We start from the raw sequence: 16,814 nt of genomic DNA on the forward strand, positions 1-16,814 counted from the left end.
CAATGATCAGGTGGGATCATGTTCCGAGGTGCAACAACATTAAGTCTGGATAGCAAAGGACGTTTGGCCATACCGGCCAAGTACCGTCATGCGTTGTCATTAGACTGTGAAGGCAAAATGGTCTGCACGATTGATATTAAGCAACCGTGCCTTTTGCTGTACCCGCTTCCTGAGTGGCAAATCATAGAACAAAAACTCACTCGATTATCCAGTATGAACCCCGCAGAACGTCGCTTACAGCGGCTTCTGTTAGGCCATGCCGACGACTGTGAAATGGATAAAAACGGTCGTCTGTTATTGTCAGCTCCATTGAGACAACACGCCGGTTTAGAAAAAAAACTGATGCTTGTCGGGCAGCTGAATAAATTTGAAGTTTGGGATGAAGACGCCTGGCATGAACAAGTGGCGCAAGATATGGATGTTGAACGCGAAGGTGACTTTACTCTCAACGAACGACTAGAAGACTTTTCATTATAATGATAACAACGTCACCGCAACACGTTTCGGTGCTACTGGAAGAGTCGATACAAGCATTAGCGACTGATCCGCAAGGCACATATATTGACGCCACATTTGGTCGTGGCGGACATACACGTGCGCTTCTTAATCAGTTAGGTGACAAGGCCCGGGTAATTGCTCTTGACCAGGACCCTGAGGCCATTGCTGCGGCAAAATCCTTCGAAGACGACCCCCGTTTTCAAATTATCCACACTCCTTTCTCAAACCTGCAACAGGTGCTTGATGACTTGCAACTGAACCAGCAAGTGACGGGTATTTTATTTGACCTTGGTGTCTCCTCCCCACAATTGGACGATGCTGAGCGAGGCTTTAGCTTTATGCGTGACGGTCCGCTGGATATGCGGATGAACACCACTAGCGGCGAAACAGCGGCCGAATGGCTTAATCGTGCAGAAAAAGACGACATTAGCTGGGTTCTTAAAGAGTATGGTGAGGAACGTTTTGCTCGCCGTATTGCCAGTGCCATAGTTATGGACCGCGAGAAAAAGCCTTTCACCCGCACGAAGCAGCTTGCGGAAATGATTGCCCGTGTGAGCCCGGTAAAAGAAAAGCATAAACACCCGGCAACGCGCACATTTCAGGCCATACGAATTCATATCAACCGCGAGTTAGAGCAAATAGAACAAGCTCTCGAAGCGTCGCTTTCTGGTTTGAAAGAAGACGGGCGGTTGGTGGTTATTAGCTTCCATAGCCTGGAAGATCGCTTAGTTAAACGCTTTATCCGTAAACACAGCGAAGGCAAGCAACTGCCTCCGGGGTTACCGGTAACTGAAGCCGAACGGAATAAAGACAAAACATTGGAAAAGGTGGGTAAAGCGATTAAACCGGGCAAGGCAGAAGTCCAGGAAAATCCGCGTTCACGTAGCTCTGTGCTGCGTATTGCCAGGAGGGTTCGCAATGACTAAACAGCGTTACCCAAGCCTGACCAAAATGTTACTTCAAGATCTGCTGCAACATAAGTGGATAGTGTTGCTGAGCGTGGTGGTTATTGTTAATGCACTAAGCATTGTTTATATCGCGCATTTGAATCGACAATTAACTGCTGAGCGCGACGACTTACTCTCGTATCGCGACACTCTGGACAGAGAGTGGCGGCACCTTGTGATTGAGCAGAACTCGCTGACTGAACACAGTCGAGTGGAGCGTATCGCGCAGGAACAGCTTGGTATGCGTGACGTTGCGCCAGAGCAGGAGGTACTTGTCTCATGGCAGTGACTCGTCGCAAAAAACGTTCAGAGCCAGCTGGCACTCGCTGGCGTTTTTATACCGCAGTGTTTTTACTGTTCGGTGTTTTTTCCGTACTCATTGCACGTGCTGCCTATATCCAGGTCATTAGTCCCGATGCGTTTTCGCTGCAGGGCGATATGCGCAGCTTAAGGTCAGCCAGTGTTGCGGTTGAACGAGGAACCATTGTTGATCGCAACGGCAGAGAACTGGCGGTGAGTGTTCCGGTAGAAACCGTGTGGGCAGATCCCAAGCGAATTGCAGAAAAAGATGCGTTGGCAGACGAACGTCGCTGGCAGGCTCTGGCGGAAACCTTCCGCATGAATCGCAATGAGCTGGTGAGCAAAGTGGACGATGAGTCAAAACGCTTTGTTTATCTACAGCGAAAAGTGACGCCGTCAGAAGCGGATTACGTGAAACAATTGAAAATACCGGGTGTGTATTTAAAAACTGAGTCTCGGCGCTATTATCCAACAGGTGAAATCAGTGCTCATTTAATTGGGCTGACCGATATCGATGGTGCAGGCCAAGAAGGCCTCGAACTATTGTACGACGAACACTTAACCGGCACACCGGGCAAACGAGTTTATCGCAAGGACGCGCAAGGGCGGGTTGTTGAAGAAATTAGTCAGACAGACGCACAACAACCAAAACAGCTGACACTGAGTATCGACCAACGTGTTCAGGCAACTGCTTACACCGAACTGAAAAAAGCCGTGCGCTACAATCAGGCAACTTCAGGCTCGGCAGTAGTGCTTAATGTCGAAACCGGTGAAGTTCTGGCTATGGTCAATAGCCCGTCCTTTAACCCAAACAACCGTGCGGAATTGCAGTCTTTCAGAATGCGTAACCGTGCGGTAACTGACAGCTACGAACCAGGCTCAACGATGAAACCTCTGGTGATTCTCAGTGCGCTAGAGAATGGCCGACACAAAGCGGGCGATAGCATTGATACCAGCCCGGGCTGGTTGAGAATCGGCGGACGTCGCGTCAGTGACCCTCGCAACTATGGCGAACTGTCGTTGACCGAGGTGCTGAAACATTCCTCCAATGTTGGGGTGACCAAAATAGCTCTGGATTTGGGCATTGAACCACTATTGCAAACCTATGCCGACGCAGGCTTTGGTAACGATACCGGCATTGCTCTATTGGGGGAAAGTATCGGTATTTTAGGCGATCGTCGCCGTTGGTCTGAATTTGAAATTGCGACGCTTTCATACGGCTACGGGCTGTCAGCAACGACTCTGCAACTGGCGAATGCCTATAACATTATTGCAAACGGTGGTTTGAAACGGCCGCTTACAATATTCCGTCAGGAGTCACCGTTACCCGCTGAGCAGGTGTTTAATCCGGACAACACACGAGCTGTTATGCATATGATGGAAGAGGTGGTGCGAGACGGCACGGCCAAAGCAGCTCAGGTTCCGGGGTATCGTGTAGCGGGCAAAACCGGGACAACAAGAAAAACGAAGACCGGTGGTGGTTACGGCGACGAGTATGTTGCTTTATTTGCTGGCATTGCGCCGGTCAGCGACCCGAAAATTGTTGTCGTGGTCACCATAAATGAGCCGGGTACCGATGATTACTATGGCGGTACAGCGGCGGCACCCGTATTCTCAAAAATTGTGTCTCAGACCATGCGTCTGCTGAATGTCGCGCCAGATAACATTGAAGACACTCGAGTTCGTGCTGCTGGCTTCGGGGGTGATGAATGATGAAACTGGCTGAGTTATTAACCATGCTGCCTGCTTCATTCGCTATTCCGGATGTTACTGTCAGTGGAATAAAATTAGATAGCAGGCAGGTTGCGAACGGCGACGTATTTGTTGCGATCCCTGGTTATGAAACCGATGGACGGGCTTATATTGATGCCGCTATAGATGCCGGCGCGGTAGCGGTTATTGCTGAAGCGCCCGGACTTGCGCTGGAACATCGCCGAGGTGCTGTGGTGATCGGCTTTAGCGGTGTGCGCGAGCACTTGTCACATATTGCAGGCACCTTTTTTGGTCACCCGTCAGAGAAAATGCAGCTGGTTGGTGTTACCGGAACTAACGGGAAAACATCGGTCACTCATATTATGGCTCAGTTGGCAAAAGCTCTGGGCATGGAAGCAGCGGTTATTGGTACCACAGGTAGTGGGCTCATCGGACGTTTGTTGCCTGAACGGCATACGACTCCAGATGCAGTTACCGTGCAACACCGACTGGCGACATTACTTGCAGAAGGCGCAGAGCTTGTGGCTATGGAAGTGTCTTCGCACGCTTTGATTCAGCGCCGTGTCGAAGCACTGCACTTTTCCGCGGCTGCTATTACCAACATCAGCCGTGACCATCTGGATTACCATGGCACCATGGAAAATTACGTTGCAGCGAAACAACGACTATTCGCCGACTTTGGTGTGCAAAACCGAATAGTTAATGCCGATGATGACACCCTGAGTCAGTGGCATAAAGACAACTTAGCGGATCTATGGATAAGCCTTAATGATAGCTCGGTAGAACCGTGCTTGCGTGCAACGGGGCTTCAGTTCCATGAGCAAGGCTCAGTATTTCAGATCAATTGGCAGGGCGAATCCTGCACCGTTGAGACACCTCTACTGGGGCGCTTTAATGTTTATAACCTTCTGTGTGCCGTAGCGGTTTTATTGAAGTTCAATAAGCCTCTGGCGGAAATTGGCCAGGCTTGCCGCAATTTGCTACCGGTTCCCGGGCGCATGGAAGCTTTTCATAACAAGCAGTCGCCATTAGTGGTGGTTGACTATGCGCACACACCAGACGCTTTACACCAGGTATTAAGTGCTTTGCGGCTGCACTGCAAAGGTCGTTTATGGTGCGTGTTTGGCTGCGGTGGCGACCGTGACCGGGGTAAACGCCCACAAATGGGCAAAGTCGCTGCAGACTACGCCGACGTCGTGGTTGTTACAGACGACAATCCAAGAACTGAGCCAGCGCAACAGATTATCGAAGACATTCTGACAGGTATTGCGGATAAAGAGCGGGTTAAAGTCTGGCCCGGCCGCCGCGAAGCCGTGATTAAAGCCATGCAGGAGGCAGCGCAAGACGATGTTGTTCTGCTGGCAGGCAAGGGACATGAAGACTATCAGGTTATCGGCACCCAACGTGTGGATTACAACGAAAGAGCAGTCGTGAGTGAATGGCTGCAAGGAGACTGCGCATGATTTCAGTATCACTGGAGTGGATCGCGGAACAGGTGGAAGGCCGCCTGGTTGGCTCTGATTGTAAAATAGACAAAGTATCAACGGATACGCGTGCGGATTTGCAGGACGCACTTTTCATTGCCTTAAAAGGAAAGAACTTTGATGCGCACGACTTCGTTGAGCAAGCTATAGCCAAAGGTGCTGCTGCCGTTATTTGCGAAAAGCAGCAGGACATTGACTGTCGGCAAATTATTGTCGAGAACAGCCGCCATGCACTAGGACGCCTGGGCGCAGCGGTGAAAGCCAGGGTTGCTCCGAGAACCATCGCGGTTACCGGCAGTAATGGTAAAACCACAGTAAAAGAAATGCTGGCGGCCATTTTATCAATTCGTCATCCGGTATTGGCGACTCAGGGCAACTTTAATAACGACATTGGTGTTCCTTTGACTCTGCTGCGACTGGAAGAACAACATAAATACGCGGTGGTTGAGCTGGGAGCGAATCACCCCGGAGAAATAGGCTACACCACTAATCTGGTCAAGCCCGACGTCGCTATTCTAAATAACGTAAGTGCTGCACACGTTGAAGGTTTTGGCAGTTTACACGGCGTAGCTCGTGCGAAAACTGAAATTTTCCGTGGAGTGGGGAGCCAGGGAACGGCTGTTACCCCCCGCGATTCCGAGTTTTACCCATGCTGGGAGCGCGCTTGCACTAATATGAACTGGAAAACCTTTGGTTTAACCGACAGTTCGGACGTGTTTGCCACAGATATCACTCTTAATGGAGAAGGACACCCGTCATTTACGCTTCATTTAAATGGGGAAGCCCGACAACTGACTTTAAAATTGAGCGGTCAGCACAACGTCTTAAATGCGCTTTCTGCGTCGGCTGCGGCCAGCGAATTGGGGATATCTCTGGATGATATTGTTACCGGTTTAGAGAAGGTTCAACCGGCAAAAGGGCGTTTAACTACCATAAAAGTGAGTGATCACTTACGTATCATTGACGACACATACAACGCCAGCGTTGCTTCCACCAAAGCCGCTCTCGATTTGCTTGGAAGCTACAAGGGTTATCGAATTTTTGTCCTTGGAGACATGGGCGAACTAGGAGCTGATGCAAGAGCCTATCACGAAGAAATTGGTGAGCATGCTATTGGCTCCGGTATCAACAATTTATATAGCCTGGGCGTACTCAGCCAAAGTGCCAGCGAAGTCTTTAACGGCAATGGCGGCAAGCACTTTGGAAGCTTGCAGTCCCTGGTTGACTCTGTTTTACAAAGACTTACAGAACAGACAGGTAAACAGCCTGTCACAGTGCTGGTTAAAGGCTCACGCTCTGCACATATGGAGCGCGTTGTTGCAGCAATACAGCAGGCTGTCACAGTTGATGACAGCACAGAGGAAAAGCACGCATGTTAGTTTGGTTGGCGGAGTACCTAACCCAGTTTGAAAGCGCGTTTAACGTGTTTTCCTACTTGACCTTACGGGCAATACTGAGCGTTTTAACCGCTTTAGTTTTGTCATTGTGGTTAGGACCAACATTAATTCGCCGTTTGCAACGTCTGCAGATAGGACAAACGGTACGGGACGATGGCCCCGAAAGCCATCTAAGTAAAAGCGGTACACCGACCATGGGTGGTGTCTTGATACTAGCGGCTGTGTTGGGTTCATCACTACTCTGGGCCGATCTGGAGAATCGCTATGTATGGGTTGTGTTATTAGTAGTTACTGGCTTTGGCATTGTGGGTTTTGTTGATGACTACCGCAAAGTAGTGCGCAAAGATCCGAAAGGTTTAATCGCCAAATGGAAGTACTTCTGGCAGTCGGTTATTGCCAGTATCGCAGCGGTCTACCTTTACTGGAGCAGCACTCAGGGCGCCGAGACGGCACTGATTGTTCCTTTCTTTAAAGACGTTATGCCGCAACTGGGCATGCTTTATTTGTTGATGGCCTATTTTGTCATTGTCGGTACCAGCAATGCGGTGAACCTCACTGATGGCTTAGATGGGCTGGCGATTATGCCGACCATTATGGTTGCCGCAGCATTGGGCATTTTTGCTTATGTTTCCGGCAACGTGAACTTTGCTGAATATCTGCAAATTCCTTATTTACCCTTAACCGCCGAATTGTTGGTGGTCTGCACCGCTATTGTTGGTGCTGGGCTGGGGTTTCTATGGTTCAACACTTATCCGGCACTGGTATTTATGGGCGATGTAGGCTCTCTGGCTTTAGGCGCTGCACTTGGCATTATCGCGATACTGGTCCGCCAGGAGTTGGTGCTGTTTATTATGGGCGGCGTATTTGTCATGGAAACGGTTTCCGTGATGCTGCAGGTGGGCTCTTACAAACTGCGGGGCAAACGTGTTTTCCGCATGGCGCCAATTCACCATCACTACGAATTAAAAGGTTGGCCTGAGCCACGAGTCATTGTGCGTTTCTGGATATTGTCGTTAATTTTTGTACTGATAGGACTCGCAACCTTGAAGTTGCGTTAAAAAATAATGAAAAAGATAGCCTGGCAGAATATGAAACACATTGTTGTCCTCGGTCTTGGAAAGACCGGGGTTTCTGTGCTGCGCTATTTACAAAATAAAAAGCAACAGGACAAAAAGCTGGCAAATGTTCAGATTCGGGTATTCGATTCTCGCAGTAACCCTCCTGGTCTCGACGAAGCCAAACAAATATTGGGCGATACTGAATTCCTGAATCGTCGCTGGGAGTTAGAAGACACGCTGGCGGCTGACTTAATTATTACAAGTCCGGGCATTGATCTGCGCGAAGAGCCGATAGTTTTAGCCCGGGATGCAAATATTCCGGTGGTTGGCGACGTCGAACTTTTTGCTCAAGAGTCGAATTTACCCGTCATTGCAGTAACCGGTTCTAACGGTAAATCCACTGTTACCCGAATGGTTGAGTTTATTGCTCAGAAATGCGGTAAGAATGTGGTTGCAGCCGGTAATATTGGTCTGCCGGTGCTGGAGTTACTGCAACAAAAAGAGCAGCCTGACGCTGTCATGCTGGAACTGTCCAGCTTTCAACTGGAGTCTGTAAGTAGTTTAAATCTAAAAGCTGCGGCACTTCTGAATATTAGTGCCGATCACATGGATCGCTACGGCACCATAGAAGAGTATGTTAAAGCCAAACAGCGCATTTTTACTAACGCGAAGACCTGGGTATTAAACCGACAGCAGCAGGACACCTGGCCACATCCAATTACCGGTAAGTTAATGAGTTTTGGCGATGACGCTCATCCCCAGCATTTTGGGCTATTGTCCGGCAATGTTGATCGCTCCAGTGGTCCGGTGGCAGTTACTTACCGCGGTAATGTTGTGCTCCGCGCCGATCAGTTAAAACTGCAGGGCATTCATAACTTAATCAATGTGCAGGCTGCTCTGGCGTTGTGTGAGGGCATTTCAATTGATGTCGAGCAAGCAGCCCGCGCAGTGAAAGAATTTAGCGGCTTGCCTCACCGTTGTGAACTCGTCAGCAGTGACGGTGATGTATTATGGGTTAATGACTCAAAAGCAACCAATATTGGGGCAACGGCAGCGGCCGTCGAAGGCCTTCGGCCAACGGTTAATGGACGTCTATTGCTTATTGCCGGAGGCCATGGCAAAGGTGCGGACTTCCGGGAGCTACAGTCAACTCTGGAGCGCGTCGATATTTTGCTGACTATAGGCGAAGACGGTCCGCGTTTGGGGCAGCTGTTCAACGGCTCGCGTCAGGTTAAGAGTCTGCAGCAGGCTGTTGAGCTGGCATCCTCTCTCGTTCAGGCAGGGGATATGGTTCTGCTGTCTCCGGCCTGTGCCAGTTTCGATCAGTTTGATAATTTCGAGCATCGTGGCGAGAGTTTCCGTCAGGCAGTGGAGGCGCTTTATGTCGACAGTGCGTGAAGAACAACTGAATCTCGAAATACCTGAGAGCCAGGCCAATACTCGGTTACAGCAGCTATTCGACTGGTTCCGGGGAACAACCAGTGAGCCTCTTTACGACCGGGTGCTGTTTGTTCTTGCCATGTCGTTACTGGCTTTTGGCTTTATTATGGTGACATCAGCCTCGCTACCAACAGCCGAGCGGCTAACCGGTAACCCTTTTCATTTTGCGATACGTCACGGCGTTTATATTGTTATCAGCTTAGTGATTATGCTGGCGACCTTGAGGGTTCCTACGCAAAGCTGGAATTTGCACAGCGGTAAGCTACTACTTATTGGCTTGATGATGTTATTGCTGGTGTTGATTATCGGCCACGAGGTGAATGGCTCTCAGCGTTGGATAAAAGTGGGGCCTATCACTATTCAGTCTGCAGAAATGGCTAAATTATTTTTCTGTATTTACATGGCCAGTTATTTGTCCCGTCGTGAAGACGAAGTGCGCGAAGCCGCCAAAGGCTTCATTAAGCCATTATTCCTGCTGTTTATTGCGGCAGTGCTGCTGTTGATGCAGCCAGACTTCGGTACTGTTGTGGTTCTGTCGGCGACCACTGTCGCTATGCTGTTCCTGGCCGGTGCCCGGTTATGGCAGTTCTTCGCGGTATTTCTTACCTGCGTGTTGGCGCTCATTCTTTTGATTATTGTTGAGCCCTACCGAATGCAGCGACTATTAACGTTCTTAGAACCGGAAAAAGACCCTTTTGGTGCCGGTTATCAGTTAATGCAGTCGCTTATTGCCTTTGGACAAGGGCAGTTTAGTGGTGCAGGCCTGGGTAACAGTATTCAGAAACTTCAGTATCTGCCTGAAGCTCATACCGATTTTATTATGGCAGTTATTGCCGAGGAACTTGGTTTCTTAGGTGTTCTGGCTGTCATTGCTACTGTACTTATGCTGGTTTGGCGGGCATTAGTTATTGGTCGTCGCTGTTTAATGCTGGAACAGCGCTATGGTGGATACCTCGCATACGGTATCAGCGTTTGGTTCAGTATTCAGGCCTTCGTGAATATTGGCGTCGCTTCTGGTGCTCTGCCAACGAAAGGGTTAACCCTGCCCATGGTCAGTTATGGCGGTAACAGCCTGATTGTGTCGGCGTTAGCCGTTGGTTTGTTATTACGGATTGACCACGAGCGCCGCATGACGGGTCGCAAAGTTGCGCCGCGCGGAGGTGCTGAATGAACCGCGTTCTAATCGCAGCCGCAGGTACCGGCGGACATATCTTCCCGGCTTTAGCCGTGGCTGAAGAAATGCGGAATAACGGCTGGCAAGTTGACTGGCTTGGTACTCAGGAAGGGCGTTTGGAAAGCCGTGTTATTCCGGCGGCAGGCTTTGCTTTACACAGTATTAGTATGACCGGGGTGCGCGGTCATGGCCTGAAAAGAAAGCTGTTAATGCCATTTACTTTAGCGAAAGCAGTTTTGCAGTGTCGACGTTTACTTAAAACGCTTCAGCCGCAGGTGGTCGCCACCTTTGGTGGTTACGTTTGTGCCCCAATGGGCTTAGCAGCAAAACTCTGCGGTGTGCCATTAGTGGTGCATGAACAAAATGCCATTCCGGGTATGACCACGCGTTTGCTGGCGCCAAAAGCCGACAAAGTCCTGCTTGGCCTGCCTGTTGCTTTGCCGCAGTGGAAACGCTATCCGGTGGTGGGTAACCCTTTGCGCAGCGGTTTATTGAAGCAAGCAGCTGAACAGCCCGACAACTCAAAAATGACCGATGAATTAAATTTATTGGTGGTTGGTGGCAGTTTAGGGGCGCAGGTATTGAACGAAGCGGTACCGGAAGCCGTCAAAGCATTAGATGGTGTAACGCTAAATGTGGTGCATCAGTGCGGTGTGGGCCGTGAAGATGCCACAGAAAAAGCGTACGGGAATGCGCCGGCTCTAAAAGCGCTTACCGTAGCTGAATTTATTGATGATATGGGCGAAGCCTTTAGCCGGGCCGATCTGGTGATATGTCGTGCGGGAGCTTTAACCATTTCTGAACTGGCTGTTATGGGCGTCGCGTCCATTCTGGTACCTCTGCCTCACGCGGTAGATGACCACCAAACGGCAAATGCGAAAGTCCTGGAAAGCCGTGGTGCGGCAGTTTTAGTACCGCAAACTGAAGTTACCAAAGGTGCATTGCAGCAACAGTTAAAACGTTTATTGCATGACAGGCAACAACTGTGGACAATGGCGCGTTTCGCTCGTCAGTGCGCTATGCCAGAGGCAACGCAACGACTAGCAAATGAATGTATGGAATATAAAAAGAGCGATGACTAGCATGACCGCAACCAACGCACAGCCATTTACAATTGTGAACGTACCGGAAATGCGCCGGGTACAGCGAATACACTTCGTTGGTATCGGCGGCGCCGGTATGGCGGGTATTGCGGAAGTTCTGTTGAACCAGGGGTACCAGATATCGGGCTCCGACATCGCTGAGAATACCAATACCGAGCGTCTGCGCAGTCTGGGTGCGACGGTCGTGTTAGGCCATATGGCCGAAAATATTGAAGGTGCCAGTGTGGTTGTGGTGTCCAGCGCTATTAAAACGGATAACGCGGAGCTCATTGCCGCTCACCAGTTACGTGTACCGGTTGTCCGCCGTGCAGAGATGCTGGCCGAACTCATGCGCTTTCGTCACGGTATTGCGGTAGCCGGAACACACGGTAAAACCACAACCACCTCGTTGGTTGCCAGTATTTTTGCCGAAGCGGATCGCGACCCAACTTTTGTCATCGGAGGCTTGCTGAACAGTGCTGGCTCTAATGCCCGGTTAGGTAACAGTAAGTACCTGATTGCTGAAGCCGACGAGAGCGACGCGTCGTTCCTGCATTTACAGCCGATGGTCGCCATAGTGACCAACATTGAAGCGGACCATATGGACACCTACGAAGGTGACTTTAATAAGTTACTGGACACCTACGTTGAGTTTCTGCATAACCTGCCATTTTATGGCTTAGCGGTTATGTGTGTGGATGATCCTGTGGTAGCCGACTTAATTCCGCGGCTGGGTCGTCAGACCATGACTTACGGCTTTGGTGAAGCCGCAGATATTCGGGCTATTAACTATAAGCAAACCGCCAGTGAGAGCTGCTTTACCATTTTACGCAAAGGCCTGCAGCCATTAGATGTCTGCCTTAATCTGCCGGGTAAGCACAATGTACTGAATGCACTGGCAGCGGTCGCAGTAGCCACAGACGAAGGCATTAATGACCAGGCAATTCAGTCGGCGTTAAATAAATTTGAAGGTATTGGACGACGTTTTCAGCATTACGGAAATTTTCCTGTACCGGGTAAAGAACAAGGTGAAGTCATGTTGGTGGATGACTACGGTCATCACCCGTCTGAGGTTGCGGCGACCATACAGGCCGCCCGCGAAGGTTGGCCTGAGCGTCGTCTGGTAATGGCATTTCAGCCGCACCGATATTCACGGACACGTGACTTATATGAGGACTTCGTCAACGTGCTTTCGCAAGTTGATGTGCTGCTGATGCTGGAAGTTTATAGCGCAGGAGAGACCCCGGTTAGTGGAGCTGACAGCCGCTCTCTATGTCGCTCGATACGACAGCGCGGGCAAATAGACCCTATTTATGTCGCAACAGTAGATGATATGCCGGAGGTGCTGGAGTCGGTTCTGGCCGCTGGTGACCTGCTGTTAACTCAGGGGGCCGGAAATATTGGTGCGCTGGCAAAGAACATAGCGACGGAGGTGCTGAGCAATGAACGCTGAGACCTTTGGTAAAGTCGCTGTCATGCTGGGTGGTAGCTCGGCCGAGCGAGATGTCTCGCTAAAATCGGGAATGGCCGTATTAAAAGGCTTAGTGGCTAAAGGTATTGATGCGCATGCATTTGACCCGGCAGCACATAGCCTGCAAGAACTGGTTGATGATGGCTACGAACGTGTATTTATCGCGCTGCATGGGCGTGGTGGCGAAGACGGCGCTATGCAGGGTGCACTACAAGTACTGGGCATTCCCTATACCGGTAGTGATGTTCTTGGCTGTGCTCTGGGTATGGATAAGGTGCGTTGCAAACAAATTTGGCACGCTTTGGGGTTACCGACAGCCAGCTGGCGGGTCATTACTCAAGAAGAAATAGAGCAAGTGAACGCCGAAGCGCTGCTGTTAGAGCTTGGCGGACGCGTCATCGTTAAGCCGGCACGTGAAGGCTCATCCATTGGTATGAGCAGTGCCGATAGCGCACCGCGACTGGCGGCAGCGTTAAAACATGCCGCACAGTTTGATGACGACATTCTGGTTGAGCAGTGGATTGAAGGCCCTGAGTACACCATCGGCTTGCTAGACGGAAATGCTTTACCTGTTATTCGTCTGCAGACACCGCATGAGTTTTACGACTTTGAGGCGAAGTACCAGGCGAATGACACGCAGTATCACTGTCCTGCCGGGTTAAGTGATGAAGACGAAGCGAAACTTCGTAGCTTGGCTGAGCGGGCATTTTCAGCGATTGGAGCGAGTGGTTGGGGGCGTATCGATGTTATGCGCAGCGGCAATGGCGACTGGTTCTTACTCGAAGCCAATACCGTTCCGGGCATGACCGAAAAGAGCCTGGTACCTATGGCTGCAAAAGCCGCCGGATTAAGTTTTAACGATTTAGTGGAGCGCATTTTAGCGCAAACACTGGAGCGCTGATGATGGCAGCTGAACAGCGCCTGCGTTCTGTGAACTTTTGGTCGGGTGTGACAGTGCTATGCCTGACTATAGCAGGTGCCTTGGTTGGTATTTATCAGTTAAACCAGGTGCTGACTGACGAACAGCAAGTACCGTTAGCTGAATTAAATGTACAAGGCGAGTTGCAGTATACCGCCAACGAAGAGGTCAGAAAGGCCTTAACGGCAGAACCGTTGGGAAGTTTTTTTACGGCAGATGTGAACGAATTAAGGCGCCGGGTAGAGCAGTTGCCCTGGATACAAAAAGTCTCGATTCGCAAAGTCTGGCCTGACAAATTGTCGGTTTATGTGACGGAACACAAACCGGTAGCCATGTGGAACGGTGATCGCCTGATAAATGAGCAAAGTGATGTTTTTCGGGCAAATATAGAACAAGTGGATACGGCTTTGCCGCAGTTGTTTGGGCCGGAAAACGCCGTAGAGGAAACCTGGAAAGAATTTAACCGGGTGCAGCAAATGTTGGCAGTGAATGGCTTTCAGGTAAGGGCACTAAGGTTAACAGAGCGATTTGCCGTGAGCGTAGTTTTAGCTCAGGGAATTGAAGTGAAATTGGGGCGCGAAGCAACGCTAGAGAGAATAAAACGGTTTATCGATGTGTTTCCCAGCATCGTTGAACATGAAAAAAGTAAAAACAACGAAATCGATACTGTGGATTTACGATATGACACCGGGGCTGCAGTGGCCTGGCGTGAAGCAAAAAGTGAGAGTTAGACGGTTATGTCGAAAACATCGGAACACAATATGGTTGTAGGTCTGGATATAGGTACCAGCAAAGTGACGGCGCTTATTGGCGAATTGCTGCCAGATAATGAGATCAGCGTTGTTGGCGTTGGTACAGCGACCTCGCGTGGTATGGACAAAGGCGGCGTTAACGACCTTAACCTGGTTGTTCAGTCGGTCCAGCGTGCTGTTGATGAAGCCGAACTGATGGCTGACTGTCGCGTGGCATCGGTGTACCTGAACATTTCCGGCCGTCATATTTCCTGCCAGAACGAAAGTGGCATGGTACCGATTAACGAAGCTGAAGTGACACAGGACGATGTCGACAGCGTGATTCACGCCGCACAGTCAGTACCTATTGCAAAAGAGCGTCGTATTTTGCATGTGTTACCGCAGGAGTACGTCATTGACTCCCAGGAAAGCATTCGCAGCCCAATTGGCATGTCGGGTGTTCGCATGGAGTCTAAAGTGCACATTATTACCTGTGCGAATGACATGGCGAAAAACATCATAAAAGCGGTTGAGCGCTGCGGGTTGTCGGTGGACAAACTCATTTTCTCAGCGCTGGCATCCAGCATCTCGGTACTGACCGATGACGAAAAAGATTTAGGTGTAGCGCTGGTCGATTTAGGCGGCGGGACCATTGATATTTGTATATATGCGGGCGGTGTATTGCGTCATACCGCTGTTATTCCTGCGGCGGGCAATCAGGTCACCAGTGACATTGCCAAAATTTTCCGTACACCGACCAACCACGCGGAAGAAATTAAGACCAAGCACGCTTGTGCGCTGCGGCAAATGGTCAGTATGGAAGACACCATTGAAGTGCCGTCGGTGGGTGGGCGTCCGTCACGGGTGATGTCACGTCATACCTTGTCGGAAGTGGTAGAGCCACGTTATCAGGAATTGTTTGAGCTGGTCAGGGACGAGATCCAGCAAAGCGGGTTAGATGAGCAAATAGCAGCCGGCGTAGTTATCACAGGCGGTAGCGCCAAAATGGAAGGCTGCGTCGATTTTGCTGAAGAAATTTTTCAAATGCCGGTTCGTATCGGCGTTCCTCTGGGCATGAAAGGCCTGCGGGATTACGTCGAAGATCCGGTTTATGCCACAGCGGTGGGACTGTTACGGTATGGGCAGGAAGATGCCGCTGTGTCACAAAAAGAAAGCTCTAAAACTGACGTGATCGGACTCTGGCAAAAAGTGCAGAGTTGGTTCAAAGGTGAGTTTTAACTTGGGGTAGCACGTTAAAAGCAGGTAGGGAGAATTATTATGTTCGAACTGATGGACAATTATGAAAGCGAAGCCGTCATTAAGGTGATTGGCGTCGGTGGTGGCGGCGGAAACGCTGTTCAGCACATGGTAAAAGAATCAATTGAAGGTGTGCAGTTTATTGCAGCCAATACCGATGCGCAGGCTCTGCGTAATCATACGGCAGATGTCACCATTCAATTAGGGCAGGACATTACTAAAGGTCTTGGCGCTGGCGCCAACCCTGAAGTGGGTCGCCAGTCGGCAGAAGAGGACCGCGAGAACATCAAAGTCCACTTAGAAGGCGCTGATATGGTCTTTATTGCAGCTGGCATGGGCGGTGGTACCGGAACCGGTGCAGCACCTGTGGTTGCTGAAGTTGCCAAAGAACTGGGCATTCTGACTGTTGCCGTTGTGACCAAGCCTTTCCCGTTTGAAGGGAAAAAGCGCATGGCTGTCGCCGACGAAGGTATTAACGCACTGGCACAAAGTGTCGACTCGTTAATTACCATTCCAAACGAGAAATTGCTTAAGGTTATGGGTCGTGGAACCAGCTTGCTGGATGCCTTCAGCGCAGCAAACAACGTATTGTTGGGTGCGGTTCAGGGTATTGCCGAGCTGATTACTCGTCCGGGTCTTATCAACGTTGACTTTGCCGACGTTCGCGCGGTTATGAAAGAAATGGGTACGGCCATGATGGGTACCGGTGTTGCCAGCGGTGAAGACCGTGCGCAGGAAGCGGCCGAAATGGCAATTAACAGCCCGTTACTGGAAGACATCGACTTGTCTGGTGCTCGTGGCGTATTAATTAACGTTACTGCTGGTATGGATATGAGCATTGAAGAGCTCGATACCGTCGGTAATACGGTTAAAGCCTTCGCCTCAGATAACGCCACAGTGATTGTGGGTACCGTTATCGATACCGAAATGTCCGACGAACTGCGCGTTACTGTTGTTGCAACCGGTATCGGTGCTGAGCGTAAACCGGATATTTCTCTGGTGAACAATACCAGCCAGGCTGCGCCTAAGCGTGAACCTCAGCCGGCATACCGTAGCAGCGACATAGACCGCGGTGCGGCCGCTCCTCGTTACGAAGAGCAGGAAGAAGTTCAAGCGGAAGCAAAAGCTGAACCAAAACGTCAGCCAGCTGCCAAAGCTAAACAGGATAAAGAACTCGATTACCTGGATATTCCGGCATTTTTACGAAAACAGGTCGACTAATTTGGCGTAACTCTGTGTAAGTATGCGTAAAATTTGATCGAACCATGACAAATGTCGTATAATATGCGGCCGCTTTGGCGTCAGCCAGGGCGAACCGAATAGAAAAGGTAGGTGAACAAGTA

15 protein-coding genes are annotated in these 16,814 nt (G+C 50.3%); all 15 read left to right on the top strand.

Translation table 11 applies throughout. The features are described 5' to 3' along the window. The first annotated feature begins 18 nt into the window (after positions 1–18). Genes mraZ through ftsZ form a run of 15 tightly spaced genes read left to right on the top strand, consistent with a single transcriptional unit; the run spans position 19 to position 16,692 of the window. On the top strand, positions 19–477 hold the full coding sequence (gene mraZ / locus K5X84_RS01990; RefSeq protein WP_199494241.1) for a division/cell wall cluster transcriptional repressor MraZ: 459 nt from the start codon (positions 19–21) through the stop codon (positions 475–477). Then, positions 477–1,424, top strand: a complete 948-nt coding sequence (gene rsmH / locus K5X84_RS01995; RefSeq protein ID WP_199494240.1) for a 16S rRNA (cytosine(1402)-N(4))-methyltransferase RsmH — start codon at positions 477–479, stop codon at positions 1,422–1,424. The genes mraZ and rsmH overlap by 1 nt, the downstream gene beginning before the upstream one ends. Next, positions 1,417–1,734: a cell division protein FtsL gene (gene ftsL, locus K5X84_RS02000; RefSeq protein WP_199494239.1), complete on the top strand. Its 318-nt coding sequence runs from the start codon at positions 1,417–1,419 to the stop codon at positions 1,732–1,734. Before rsmH ends, ftsL begins: the two co-directional genes overlap by 8 nt. Next, on the top strand, positions 1,725–3,458 hold the full coding sequence (locus K5X84_RS02005) for a peptidoglycan D,D-transpeptidase FtsI family protein (RefSeq protein WP_199494238.1): 1,734 nt from the start codon (positions 1,725–1,727) through the stop codon (positions 3,456–3,458). The genes ftsL and K5X84_RS02005 overlap by 10 nt, the downstream gene beginning before the upstream one ends. Further along, complete coding sequence (murE, locus tag K5X84_RS02010) at positions 3,455–4,921, top strand: UDP-N-acetylmuramoyl-L-alanyl-D-glutamate--2,6-diaminopimelate ligase (RefSeq protein WP_244994809.1); 1,467 nt, start codon at positions 3,455–3,457, stop codon at positions 4,919–4,921. The genes K5X84_RS02005 and murE overlap by 4 nt, the downstream gene beginning before the upstream one ends. After that, complete coding sequence (locus tag K5X84_RS02015) at positions 4,918–6,321, top strand: UDP-N-acetylmuramoyl-tripeptide--D-alanyl-D-alanine ligase (protein WP_222236431.1); 1,404 nt, start codon at positions 4,918–4,920, stop codon at positions 6,319–6,321. Before murE ends, K5X84_RS02015 begins: the two co-directional genes overlap by 4 nt. Next, positions 6,315–7,397 carry a phospho-N-acetylmuramoyl-pentapeptide-transferase gene (gene mraY, locus K5X84_RS02020; RefSeq protein ID WP_222236433.1) on the top strand — a complete coding sequence of 361 codons (1,083 nt, stop codon included), beginning with the start codon at positions 6,315–6,317 and terminating at the stop codon, positions 7,395–7,397. The genes K5X84_RS02015 and mraY overlap by 7 nt, the downstream gene beginning before the upstream one ends. Positions 7,398–7,403: 6 nt before the next feature. Then, positions 7,404–8,795 carry a UDP-N-acetylmuramoyl-L-alanine--D-glutamate ligase gene (murD, locus tag K5X84_RS02025; RefSeq protein WP_222236434.1) on the top strand — a complete coding sequence of 464 codons (1,392 nt, stop codon included), beginning with the start codon at positions 7,404–7,406 and terminating at the stop codon, positions 8,793–8,795. Then, positions 8,779–10,008: a putative lipid II flippase FtsW gene (gene ftsW / locus K5X84_RS02030; protein WP_199494235.1), complete on the top strand. Its 1,230-nt coding sequence runs from the start codon at positions 8,779–8,781 to the stop codon at positions 10,006–10,008. The genes murD and ftsW overlap by 17 nt, the downstream gene beginning before the upstream one ends. Next, complete coding sequence (murG, locus tag K5X84_RS02035; protein ID WP_222236436.1) at positions 10,005–11,093, top strand: undecaprenyldiphospho-muramoylpentapeptide beta-N-acetylglucosaminyltransferase; 1,089 nt, start codon at positions 10,005–10,007, stop codon at positions 11,091–11,093. Before ftsW ends, murG begins: the two co-directional genes overlap by 4 nt. Then, entirely contained in the window at positions 11,086–12,546 is a 1,461-nt protein-coding gene (murC, locus tag K5X84_RS02040) for a UDP-N-acetylmuramate--L-alanine ligase (RefSeq protein WP_199494233.1), read from the top strand. The genes murG and murC overlap by 8 nt, the downstream gene beginning before the upstream one ends. Beyond that, positions 12,536–13,465, top strand: coding sequence for a D-alanine--D-alanine ligase (locus tag K5X84_RS02045; protein ID WP_222236437.1), 930 nt, complete (start codon positions 12,536–12,538; stop codon positions 13,463–13,465). Before murC ends, K5X84_RS02045 begins: the two co-directional genes overlap by 11 nt. Then, positions 13,465–14,214 carry a cell division protein FtsQ/DivIB gene (locus tag K5X84_RS02050; RefSeq protein ID WP_224797842.1) on the top strand — a complete coding sequence of 250 codons (750 nt, stop codon included), beginning with the start codon at positions 13,465–13,467 and terminating at the stop codon, positions 14,212–14,214. The genes K5X84_RS02045 and K5X84_RS02050 overlap by 1 nt, the downstream gene beginning before the upstream one ends. 6 nt (positions 14,215–14,220) lie before the next feature. Further along, positions 14,221–15,453, top strand: a complete 1,233-nt coding sequence (gene ftsA / locus K5X84_RS02055) for a cell division protein FtsA (RefSeq protein WP_054489880.1) — start codon at positions 14,221–14,223, stop codon at positions 15,451–15,453. 39 nt (positions 15,454–15,492) lie between these two features. Continuing rightward, positions 15,493–16,692 carry a cell division protein FtsZ gene (gene ftsZ / locus K5X84_RS02060; RefSeq protein ID WP_054489882.1) on the top strand — a complete coding sequence of 400 codons (1,200 nt, stop codon included), beginning with the start codon at positions 15,493–15,495 and terminating at the stop codon, positions 16,690–16,692. Positions 16,693–16,814: the final 122 nt, after the last annotated feature.

The organism is Idiomarina abyssalis, from assembly GCF_019797805.1.
Lineage (GTDB): Bacteria > Pseudomonadota > Gammaproteobacteria > Enterobacterales > Alteromonadaceae > Idiomarina > Idiomarina abyssalis.